The following is a 12840-nucleotide window of genomic DNA, read 5'->3' on the forward strand; positions in this document are numbered from 1 at the left end:
CGACCGTGGGTCGGCATTGTTGTTGGCTCCGGAATCCGCGCATTGCATGGATCCCCCCGCCTGCCGCCGGGCGCACTCCTGCACCCGGCGGCGCCGTGTCGGTGGTCCTCACCGCTGATGGCCGCTCCCTACCCTCCGTGCCGTCCTGGCTGGGGCCGCCACCGCTCCGTGGCGGCTGGCCCGATGCTGTCCGTTCTTCCGGCCGGATCGCATCCACGCAAGGCGTGGATCTACCTTGGTGCCGACCGTTGGTCGGCACGCTTGCAAGAGGGCTACCGGCGCTGCGTGCCCTCGTCGCGACTTGCCTGCGGGAACTGGAAGGCACTGTTGGCGTCATAGCCAGCGTTGGCAGTATTGCCACGCACCGGCGGGTTGATGCTGCTGGTGCCGCTGCCGAAACCGAGGATCTGCACACTGATCACCGATGGCTGGTTGCGCCGCGCATCATCCTGGCTCTTGCGCATCACATCCTGTGCCGCTTGGCTGGCGCTGTTGGCTGCTGCACTGGCCGAGGCCAGCGCGTTGACGTTCACCGTGGCCAGCACGGGCAGGCCCTTGCTTTCACCCTGTACCTGGATGTTGGCGGCGTTGAGCACCTGCAGCGCGGCCAGGTTGATGTTGCCCGAGACGCGGATACCCGCTTCGCCCGCGTCGATGGTGCCCAGCGGCGCGATCAGGTCGACGTCGCCCGGTCGTACTTCGGCAATGGGGTTCAACGTTGCGATGCCTGCACCGCTGGCCGGGGCCTGCGGCGACAGGATCACGTTGCCCCAGCCGTCATAGACGCGGCGCGGTGGCGTGTACAACAACGTGGTCTGCGAACCACGACCGGCGTTGATGTCACCCTGCTCCGACCAGGCCAGGATGTCTCCGCCGAACGTTGTCATCACCCGAGACAGCCCCAGCAGAACGCTGTCCTGGCTGAACAGACGGATGTCACCCTGCCCCTGCGTCACCAGCCCGGCACTGGCCGGCGGCACCACACCCTGCACACCCACCACGATCTGCCCGCCCGGCGCCATCAGCTCGATGTTGCCGCCGGCTTCGGTACGCACGCCGGAGCCGCCGTACATCACGATGTCGCCGGTGCGCTGGATCGTCGCCCCCGTCGCATCCTTGTCCGGCATCAGCGTGGCGATCGCCTCGCGGCCGCGCAGGTAAGAACCGAAACGCGGGCCTTCGGCATCGGTGTACTCGCGGCCACCTTCACGCAGTTCGGCGTAGTAGACCTGGCGCAGGAAGATGCGCTGCTGTTCCTTCGGCAGCCGGTCGAATGCTGCCAGCGCCTCGGCGCCATCAACCGCCAGACCGAAGCGCTGCTGCAGCCACTCCCTCAACTCCTTGTCGTAGATCTTCACCGCCTTGCCCGGCTGCGCAGCCAACGACTGCGAGGGATCGGCGAGGTTGGCCGGATCCAGGTAGTACGTGCGAAGTGAGCCGAAATCAATGCCCTGGTTGCCGGCAGTCACTGCGATGCTGGCGCCGGGACGGGCATCGCCTTGCACGACGCCGCCCAGGCTCACGATGCTTCCGGCCTCTTCCTGGCGCAGCTGCCGGCCCGCACTCACTTCGACGTTGCCGGGGCCGGCAACCGTCAGGTTGCTGCGGATGATGTCCCGGCCCGCTTCGATCCCGCTGATATCGGTACCGCTGGTGTTGAGCGCGGTGACATCCGCGCCGATCACATCGCGACCGGCGCGCAGCTGTACCGCCGAGCCCGCTTCGTACCAGTCGAATACGGTACGCGCGCCGTTCTCGGCATTGCGCGACAGTTGCCGCCTGTCGCCGCTTCCCAGCCCGATGACATCGCCGGCCACTGCATAGAACCGGCTGGCCACGGTCGGTGTGGTTGGCAACAGCACGCCGAGCGCGGTATTGGGACCGAAGGCAAAGTACGGCAGCGTAGTGCCAGGACTGGCGCCGTTCCCGTCCGCGGGTACATTGCTGCGCACGGTTCCCGCGTTTCCGGGGCCTTGCGCGATGAAGCCGGGATTGAATGGGCCGGGGACACGGGCATCACTGCTTGAGCGCACAATCTGAGTGGCCCGGTCGGTAGCCAGGATCGATCCTCCCGCCAATACCTCCAGCCGACCCGACGCCGAGGGCGCCAGCACGATGACGTCCTGCGCATCGGGCACGCTGCCACTGCGCAGACTGGCGAGATTGATGTTCCCGGAGGCCGCGATGGCCGTGAACCGGGAGGGATACAACCAGTAGTTGAGATAGGCATCGCCATTGCTGGGGTTGATCCTGATCACCTCCCTACCCTGGTTGCTGCCGGTCGTGTGCTGCGTGCCAACCAGGCCCGGCGAGAGATTTCCGCCTGCGGAGAACAGGTCGAGTGCGGTGCGCGGCGTCCACAGCGAGAACCAGCTTGTGCCCGACGCGTGGCCGCCCCCTTCCAGCAGGATATCGTTGAAATTGGCCACGGGAACCCGGCCGGGATCGGCGGCACTACCCAGTACCACATCGCCGCGCGCCTGCACCTGGGCGGTGGAATCGCCCAGCACCAGCACCGGCCCGGCCATCGCAACGGGTGCGTCGGCCACGAACGGATTGTGCAGGCCCAACGTGCCGTAGCTGCTTTGTATCGCGCTGAGACCGCCGATGCGCGCCGCCTGCAGCAGCGTGCTGCCGCGTAGATTGGTCACGGTGCCGTTGAGATCCAGATCCTGCTGGAAACCTTCGGGCTGCTGCGCGCTTGCGCGCAGGCCGGGGTTGACCGCTCCGCCGCTTCGCAGCGTCAGGTCTCCGCCCCCCGTCAGATGCAATTCACCGTTGCTGACCCGTCCGGTCGACCCGACCGCCGCGACGATCGCGCTGGAATGGGGCGCCGTCAACAATCCCAGAGCATTGCCCATCGGCGCGATCACGCCCGAGTGGCGGCCTGCTTCCAGGGACAGATTACCGCCGCCCAGCGTGCCGAAACCGGTAAAGCCGACCAGGCGAGGCGTCGCATCCAGCTCAGGGCCCACCGTGCTGTAGGTACCGAAATTGATCCACCAGCTGGTTGCGCTCTGCACTACACCAGCAGTCGTGCCCGATCCCTGGCGCCACAACCAGTTGCCCACCGCGGCGCTGGAATGCCCGGCCTGGTCGCGCTGCGGCGTGCCCGCCTCTGCGCGCGCGCTCCAGGTATCACCGGTGATATCGCGGCCCGCTTGCACGTGCAGATTGCCACCCTGGTCGGGGTACCACGCCTGGTAAGTGGCGATGGCGGCATCGTAGCGGCCGGACGCCTGGACCGGGCCCAGCAGCGCGGTGTTCCTGGGCACTGGGGCCCGCCCCGGGGTGAACTGCGTGTCACGGCCATCACCCAGCGCCGTCGGCGCACCTGCGGTGTACACACCGAAACCGGACTTCATGCGCACATCCTGCGCGGCCAGCAGCGCCAGGTCACCCTTGCCGGTGCGCAGGACGCTCCAGGCCGGTGCACCCAGGCGCTTGCCATAGGTCGTGACTTCAGTCAACGTGCCGCCGCCATAGCAGTAGCCCATCGCCGCGCAGATTTCTTCCTCCGACATGCCCATCTCGGCCCCGAGCTCCGTAGCCGGGCGGCCGACCCACGATTCATCGCCCCACCATGCCAGCGAGCCTTCCTTGTCGACCAGGCGCGGGGCCGGACCGCAGTAGGGTCCGGAATCACAGACATCGCTCTCGGTCATGCCAAGCTCCCGAGCGAGATCCGCTACGGGTTTTCCGACCCACGACTCATCGCCCCATAGATCCAGCGAGCCATCCACGGTGATCACGCGGTCGCCCTTCCATTCCGTCGTCGTGGTCACCGTACCGATGGTGCTGTAGTGGCTGTCGGCCAGCACGATGCTGCCGTCACTCCCCCAGCGCCGGGTACGCGGATCGGCGGCGGTCGTATCAGCACCGGCCACCGCGGTCAGGTCCCACGAGGTGGTGCCTTCGGGCAGCATGGCCGCCAGCGCCCAGTTGCGGCCCTGGCGTCCGCTGGCATCGGCCGCCCGCAGCTTCACCGGTGCATCGCCTGGCAGCTCCACCTTGGTCATCGACGGGATGATCGCACCGGCATGCAGGTTCAGCGCGCCTGAAAGCTTCATCGCCATGGGCAGGGCGACGCCGGCCGGCCACACCTGTGCGGCCAACGGCGCCGGCGTGCGCAGGCGGAAACCGGCACCCAGTCGGGCACCGGACTGCAACGCCAGCGCCTGTGCCAGCACGGTGCCGGCCACCATCACCTGTCCGCTGTCTGTGGTCACTACCGCGCCCAGCACGGTACCGGCCGGCAGCAGCAGCGGCCCGGACAACACCATCTCCGCCGGTAGCACGGTTCCGGCCGGCAGGGTTACCGCCTCGAAGGGCAGCGCATAATTCAGCGTGGCACCGGCGCGGAACTCGGTGCCGCCCTGGAGCTGGACACCCTCGCCCGGCACGATCAGGTCACCGCCAAACGCGGTGTTCGGTGAACCCGTACTGCGTCCTTCCAGCAACACCCAGCCGTCTTCATCGGGATTGGCAGGCGGTGGCGCGAACCCATCGTTGATGCTGCCGTAGACATTGACGTCGCCCTCGGCACGCAGTACCAGCGCGGCCGACTCACCGAAGCCACGGCGCGCAGGATCGGCCCGGTTCGACTGCGGTCCGTAGCGGTAGCCGGACAGATCGATATCACCGGCCACGACCAGATCACCGCGCGGGTTGTCACTGCTGGTTCGCGCCATGATCTGCACACCGGGGCGCAGGCGATAGCTGCCCAGTGCGGAGATGCGCTGCTGCAATCCGGTATTGGCCAGCGCGGCGTTCATCCATTGGCTGTTGTCCGGATCCACCACCGTATCCAACCATTGCTGGTTGATCACCTGCGGACGATGGCCATGCACGTCCGGAGCGCTGGCCAAAGGCGCCGAATCATAGCTGCGGAAGGCGTTGACCTGCACGTCGCCGGCACCGGCGATGCGGATGCCGCTGGCCACCTCGATCGCTGCATCGTTGCTGCCCACGCGGGGCACGTTGAGCTTGACGCTGCCGCGTGCGCGGCCGTCGTTCTGGCCCGGCCCGCTACCGGTGGCCACCGACGTGCCGGCGCGCAGGTCCATCGAGGCAGCCGCACCCAGCTGCAGGCTGCCGTTGGCCGAGGTCAGTTCGATCATGGCCCGGTTCGGGCTGTCGATGATCTTGCCGTAGCTGTCCACGCGCAAGGCGCTGCCATGCGCGTCCAATGTGCCATCGATACGCAGCACGTCGCGGGCGGACAGGCGGATGCTGCCGACCGGTTCGCCGCTGGCATCAACGCGGCCATTGACCTGCAGGCTGCCGCCATCGACGCTGATATCAACGTTGCGGGCCTTCACCTCATCGCCGATCACCAGGTCGCCTTCGCTCAACTGAAAGGTCCGGCCACCGGTAATACCACCGGCGGTAAGCCGTGTATTGAGCCCGGAGAAGTCCTGCAACTGGCGTGCGCGCACCACCACTTCGCCACCGTCATAGGGCACTTCGGTGCCACCGGCGTCGTAGCGGCCGCTGGCACCGCCAAGCAACGTACCTGCCAGATCGACACGGCTGCCCTGCGGGCCCAGCGCAGCAACGGTCAAGCGGCCGCCGCGGTTGTTGCGGGCGGAAAGATCGATCCGCGACGCCGCGTCGGCAACGATGTCACCTTCGCGGCTCGACAGCGCCACGTCACCGCCCCAGCTGTACTTGTCCACGTCGAACAGACTGACCTTGCGCCCTGCCATGTCCAGCACTGCATTGCTGCCAAGCACCACGCCCTGGCGTGCGTTGGCCTCGAACCTGCCGGACGCCAACGCCACCCTGCTGTCGATCACAACGCGTTCGGCCGTGATGGACAACTCGGCACCCAACGCATCGCTGCCCGCGGTCGCCGCGGCGCCGCGCAGCTGCACCGTACCGCCATTGCGGATTGCCAGCTGCGCACCGGCATCACCGGTCAGCAGGGGAGTGACGATGTCCAGCGCGCCGCCACTGAACTGCCAGCCGCTGCCTGGCAGGTAGTCGCCCTGCTGCTGGAACACATCGAGGCTGCCCTTGCCCGAGAACAGCATGCGGTCCGACGCTGCCAGGGTAACGCCGGCAAAGCCGAGCACCTGGCGACCGGCCGCCACAGACGAGTTGGGGCGGGTGAACGGCGCACGCCCCAGTTCCAGCACCCGTGTATTGATCTCCAGCTGCCCTTGGCCGAGCCGGCCCACCATCGCCTCGCCGGGCGGTTGTGCCAGCTCGCCGCCGGGCAGGTCGGTGCCGGCCAATGTCCCATCCCAGACCAGCGTGTCGGCGAAGATGCGCGCGCGGTCGGTGGCGGCAGCATAGCCGTGGATGGCCGGCGCACCCAGCACCAGATTGCGCAGGCTGCTGCGACCGGTCGCGCCATCGCGCGTATCCAGGTCGACACTGCCGAACACGTTGATGGCATCACGCGCGGTCAGGCTGAGCGCCTCCAGTGCGGGAGCGCCGATGGCGGTGTTTCCGCGCAGCAACCGCTGCAGCACCTCCTGGTTCATGGTCATGCCCGTGGGCAGGCCGCCGGCCGCCGACGCCATCGCAATGGCCTCGGTGCTGCCCAGGTTGAGTGCGGACATGCCCAGGCCGAGCTGGCGCGTGCCATAGCTCAGCGAGTCACCCATGTTCAAGGCGCCGTCGGTGACCACGTTGATGCTGCCCGCCGACAGCAAGCGGGTCTGCCCACTGCAGTCCGCCTCGCAACCGCCGATGTCGATCGCTACCGGCCCGCCGGCACTTCCGCCCTGTGCACTGAGCGCCGTCAAGCGCTGGTTGGACACGGCAAGCAGGCCGCCCGCGACCAGGTAGGGCGCCGTGGGCTGCGCCACGCTCGACGGGCCCGACTGGGACAGGGTGTCGATCGAAACGCCCTGCTCGACTAGGATACCCCTGCCTCCGAACGCGGCCGACAGCAGCACTTCCTGCGCCGTCAGGTTGACGCCGTTGCGCACCACGATGTGCTGTGCGCCGCCCTCCAGCGCATAGGTGGTTGCATCGCGCCGCAGCGTGCCGCCGATCAGCATCGTTACCGGACGGAATGCATTGAGCGTGGTATCGGAGACGGTAGCGCCGCGCCCGCTGGCGGCATCGGCGCCCTCGCTGGCGATCTCCAGCGCTGCACCATTGGAGACACGCAGATTGACCGAGAGCGTGCCGCCGAGCCCGTCACTGCTGCCGGCGCCAAAGCGGGACAGGCCGAGGAAGGTTGCCGCCGGGGTACCCGACCGTCCTGCGCCTTCACCGAACACCAGGTTGAGGCTCCCGGCATCCACCGTCCGCCAGCGCAGCGCTTCGCCACGCCGCTCGGCCACGCCGTGCACGAACGCGTTGTAGGAGGTTTCGTTGTAGCCGGCGTGGCGGCGAACCGCCTCCGCTGGTGTCAGCACCAGGTCGGTGAGCAACGGCGACACCGCCCCGCCCAGGCCCTGCGCGCGGTGCCCGCTGACGCGCCAGGAGCCGGTGCCGGTCGCCACCGGCGAGACGTTGCCCAGCGCGCTCTCGGCGCCGATCTCGACGCGGAATGCGCCCTTCTGCAATGCGTAGTTCGCCGGCAGCAACGTGTAGGTTCCCGCCGGGAGTCCAGGCACGCCGTCCGGAATGACGATCTCCTGGCCGACACGGGGATCGACGCTGCCGTCACCGGTCGCCAGCGGTGCCTGCACGTCCGCTCGGCCCGGCACGATTGCGTAGACCGCATTGCCCGCGCGACTGAAGCCATAGCGTGGATTGGCATCCGCCAACGAATGCCGCAGGACATCGACCGAGCCACCGCGCCCGGCGACGAACGCAGCGCCGGTCAACTCACCTCCGCCGGAGACATCCACGATGCTGCCTGCGGCACCGTTGAAGGCGTTGGCGACGATATCCACACCGATCGGGGCATCGATCGATCCAGGAACCAGCACATCGAACTCGGCGCCGTTCCGGCGCCATGTCACACCGTCCACGGTACCGCCAAACGGAAGCGCCAGGCCGGCGCCACTGATCGAGGTCACGCTGCCACCCAGCAGGTCGACGCGGCTGGCGCGATTGGTGTTTCTTTCACCGCCACCCAGTTGGACGCGGCCCCACGGCGCCTGCACGTTGCCGCCCTGCACCACCGTCGCCGCGACCAGTTCCAGGCGGCCGAATGCCGAATCCGGTGCCGGTTGCGTGGCACTGCCAACGCCGTGGATGCGCAATACAGCCTCCGGGTTCTGCCAGGCAGGCTGTCCCGACGGACCGATGTCCGCAACGCCAGCGACGATGCGCCCACGCGCCCGGGCCGCCGGGTACAGACGGGCTGCACTGATATCGATCGAACCCGGGGACGACAACGAAGTTTCCTGGGCGCTGCTGGCTCCCGGTGCCAGCAGGCGGATGTCGCCACGGCTGTCCAGGTTGACATGGTCGAAGCCCGCCAGCCAGCTAACGTCGCGCAGGTCGATCAGGTTCGCCTTCACATCGAAACGATGTTGCTTCCCTTCGTCGAACCGCGCCTCGACCGGCCGCAGCGTGCCCTCCCCCGCCGGCTGCCACCAGCGTCCCTGCGCAAGGCGCACGTAGGGCGCGCTCAGCAACAGGCGGCTGCCCTCGCTGTTGCCTTCCGCAAACCCCAGGGCGCGCTCATTCATGCCATGGATGCGCAGGCTTTGGTCCATGCCCAGATTGACATCTCCCTGGGCGCGGATGTCACCGAACAGGGCCAGATGATCGAAACCACCGGCCTCGATCTGCTCCACCGACAGTGCCGCATGGCCGTACTCAAGGCGTGCAGGCAGGTCCGCCGTCTGCGCGGCGTGCTGGGTCAGCGAGATCACCCGTGGCCCCAGCACGTCCTTGCCCACTGCCGTTCTGCCGTAGGTGCCGCCCCCAAAGGCAACACCGAGGGTGCCGCCGCGCGCGCCGTCGCCGCCCGCTGCTGCGTCCAGTTCGCCCTGCAGGTACAGCGCATTGCCCGCGCGCAGCACGATGCTGCCGCCATCGCTGTCCACCCGGGTGCGCCCGCTGCCATCAATGTCCAACAGCGCCGAAGCACCGGACGCGTCCAGCCGCGCACCGCGCTCCACCACCACGAAGGTATCGGGCGGCAGGTGGCGTACGTTGTCCTGGTCTTCCCAGTCCAGCGCCCCCCCGATCTCGATCGTTCCACCCTTGCGCACCTGTCCGCGCAATGTTCGGCGCGCGTCGGGCAGGGAAACGCTATCGCCACTCACGTCAAGCAGTGCGCCTTCAGCGATTGTCCACTGGCGCTCGCGGCGTGCATCGCCGCGTACGCCCGACGGATCGAATGCCTCATCCAGGCGGATGCGGCCGCCTGCCGCCTTCAGACCGCCAGCCACGTCCAGGTTGTCGGCGCTGAACAGTTCGATCGACTGGCCGGCATCGACCTCGATCCTTGCACCCTTGCCAACGCGCAGATCGGCCGTGGACAGCAGATGCCCTGCGCGCAGTGCCAAGCTCGCGCCGCCGCGCTGCGATACACGCCCGCTGGCCGGATCCGCCTCATACAGCGACGGCGTCCAGGCCTGAACGCCCTGCTCGCGGGCCAGTGCCTGCTGTGCGCCCTCGGCCAGGCGCAGCGCCGGTCGTTCGACCTGCAGCTGGGTACCTTCTTCAACCGTCAAGCCGTTGTGACCGGCGATGTCATAGCCGGCGAAGCCACTCCTGAACAGTGCTGGCTGCAATCGCAACGACGCCGCCGATGCATCCGTGCCAGGCGCGCCGATGGACACCACACCGCCGGTTGCCAACGTGAAGTTGCCGCTGCCATTGCCGAGCGCGCTGAAGCGTGCGTCCTCGCCGATACGGATCCGTCCGCTGCCGTCAGTGCCAACCTCGGTGCTGGCCGCGAGCAGGCTGACACTGCCACCCTTGCCTACGCGCCCCTTGCCACTGGCATCGATCGCGCCGCCGGCATCGACCAGAATCTCGGCCCGCTCGCCCACATGGATGTCGTGGCTGCTGTTGAAGCGCACCTGTCCGCCGTCGATCCACGCCTGTGCGGGACCGCCATCCGGCGCAGCAAGCGCGTTGCCCCAACCGCCGCCAAGATCGATCCGTGCGCCGGCCGCAACATCCACCGCACCACGTCCGGACGTCAGCAATGCCGTGGGCCCGCCAAGCGCCGCAAGCAGATTTCCGGCTTCCACCTGCCCGCCGGCAATCTGCACCGTTCCACCAAAGTTGACGCGGCTTGCGGTGAGTCCAAGCCGGCCGCCCTCCTGCAACCTGAGCGTGCCGTCGAGGTCGATACGACCGGCCGACGCGAGGTCCACCTGCCCCCATCGCTGGGCGCTCAGCACCTCACTGTCCAACCACACGGTATCGCGCTGTGCTTCCCCGACTGGCGCCTGCAGCGTCCACGGCCGGGTGTCGGCCTGGAGCGCTCCAATGCGGACATTCGAGTCAAACACCGCGCTGCGCCCACTGTTGTCGAAACGTCCGAGCCAGAGCTGGGCGTTGCGGGCCGCCGCCGTCTGTGCCTGCGCGTAGCCCTCCTGCTCCTGATCGGGCCGGCGCGTCTGCTGTGCGCCCTGGAAGGCCACCGTATCCACCTGGCCCTGCAGAACGGCCGTGGGCGCCGAGATCAACAGGCGGCCAGCATCGCGTCCCACGGTATAGCCATTGTCGAAACGCTGGGTGGGTGCCACCAGCGGATTGCGGAACGATTCGGTCATCCCCCACCGTTCCTGCTTCACTTCATAGCCCTGGTACAGACCGTCGTACAGCATCTCGGCCGGTGCATCATCAAGCCGGTACAACTGCCCGTCGCGGCCCCGCAGCCAGCTCTGCTGCACCACGCCGGACTGCACATCCAGGCTGCCACCGGCCAGATTGATGCGCGAACCAGCGTGGCTGACGACTTCCTTGCCTGCCAGCTGGACGGTGCCGCCCTGCGCCGCCCATTCGCTGATCGAATGCCCCTGATTGTCCAGGTAGCCACCTACTTCCAGCAGGCCGCCGCCGGCATACCAGCGCGTGCCTTCATAACCGCCGGTACCGGCGGCAACTTCGGTCAACTGGCGGCGGTCGATCCACACCTCGCTGCTGATCAGCTTGCCGCTGTCACGGTTGTCCGGCGAATCGCGCAACTCATTGCCCTGCACCTTCACCTTGACGTTGTTGCTTTCCATCGCCACCTGCACACCCACCGCACCGGAGACGTCCACGCGCGCGCCATCATCCAGATAGCTGCGCCGGCTGGCGTCGGCGATCACCTGGCCGCCGGTGGCCACCGCCAGCGAACCGGCCTGGAAGTTCACATCGCCGCCGGAGACGACTTCGATGCGGGATTGCTCACGGCGGTCCTGCAGGCGCGAGAGATTGTCGAAGGTGCCACTGTTGCTGCCACCGCGAAGCTTGTCCTGCTCGGCCGATTCCCTGATGAGGGCATCGCGCTGGCTGTCCAGCGCCGTGCTCTTGCCATCGTCTTCCAGCAGTACTGCAGTGGTCGAGCCGGAGGCCAGGGTCACACTGCCCGCCGCATCGGACGCCGAATTCAGCAGGTGTACGGTGCCGCGCTGATTCAGCGTGGTGGTCGCAACCGCAACGCCGGCCTGTTCGACCGTGCGGCCGGCCAGGGTGATGTCGCCCTCGCGTGCCTGGATCAGACCGCTGTTGCGAACGCTGCCGGCCGTGCTGTCAGCGACGAAGCGCGGTGCGATCTCGTTGCCACGGGTGGTCGATGCAGTGTTCTGCGCCGTGCCCACGCCACGGCGGATCACGAAACTGTCGCCGGCGGCAAGCTGGGTCTGACCTTTGCGCGTCTCGATCTGGCCCGCGTTCTCCACGCTGTGCCCAGCCAGCAGCACATAGCCACCGCCCCGCGTTGCCGTGGTCGGTTCGTGCGTGGTGATGCGTGCACCGCGTTCGACCATGACTTTGCCTACGGCGTCGGTAAGCGCCGAGGTGTTCGCCTCGGCACTGTACAGACCCTGCTCACGGAACTGCGCGTCGCTGATGCGCGCGGCCGCCGCCACCAGGTTGCGGACATTGACCTGGCTGTTGTTGCCGAACACCACACCGTTGCGGTTGGCCACGAACACCGTGCCATTGGCCTTCAGCTGGCCAAGGATCTGGCTGGGCCTTGCGGCGGGATCATTGACCCGGTTCAACACGGCCCAGTCGGGGTTCTGCAGGAAATTCAGTGTGGTGTTGCCACCAATGTTGAAGGTTTCCCAGTTCAGGATCGCCTGGTCGGCGGTCTGCTCGATGTTGACCAGCACCCGCCCGTCGGCGGCCTGCGACTGGATCGCCTCGCGGGCGTTGTTCCAGCCGCGGGTCAGCGGATTCTCGTCGACCTTCAGGCCATCCTTGCCCAGCCCATCGGCGATCACGAAGCCCGCCTCGCGGCGCGCCTGCCGTGCCTGTTCCTGCAGGCGCTGCTGCAGGGCGATGGCCTGCGCGGCCGTACCAAGGTTGTCGATCGACTGCTGCAGCTTCTGCCGTGCCGCATCCTGCTGCTGCGCGGGTAGCTGGAACTGGATCGGCACGCCATTGGGCATGCGCCCGCTCTGTGCCGCCGCGCCCTGCGCCGCACCGCGCTCGGCGAACCAGCCGGGGCTGAACGCCTGTTGGGCCTGAGTGGCCGGAGCCACCACGCTGCCCAGGGCCACGGCGACGGCCCAGGCCATCGGGTGGCTGCGCCACAGGGCAGCAGGGAAACGGGCGGCGGGCGAATGCGGGTGCGACATCGGGGACCTCGTCAACCTGATGGGCCGCGTCGGCGGCGGCGTGTGTACGGATGGGCCTGCGCGAGGCACGCCCTGCACCTCATAGACGGTGGCGGCGGCGTGAAGGCGACAGGCGCATCACTGTCATGCAGCGGACATACGCAGAAGGCGCCGGCATTGCTGCCGGCGCCCTTGT

Annotated in this window: 1 protein-coding gene; it reads right to left on the reverse strand. The window is 67.9% G+C overall.

All coding sequences use genetic code 11. From position 1 onward, the window contains the following. Nucleotides 1-272 precede the first annotated feature (272 nt). Complete coding sequence (locus tag FQS62_RS12930) at nucleotides 273-12665, reverse strand: filamentous hemagglutinin family protein (protein ID WP_208043320.1); 12393 nt, start codon at nucleotides 12663-12665, stop codon at nucleotides 273-275. Between the last annotated feature and the right edge of the window lie 175 nt (nucleotides 12666-12840).

Source organism: Stenotrophomonas sp. SBJS02 (genome assembly GCF_020428325.2).
GTDB classification, from domain to species: Bacteria; Pseudomonadota; Gammaproteobacteria; order Xanthomonadales; family Xanthomonadaceae; genus Stenotrophomonas; species Stenotrophomonas africana.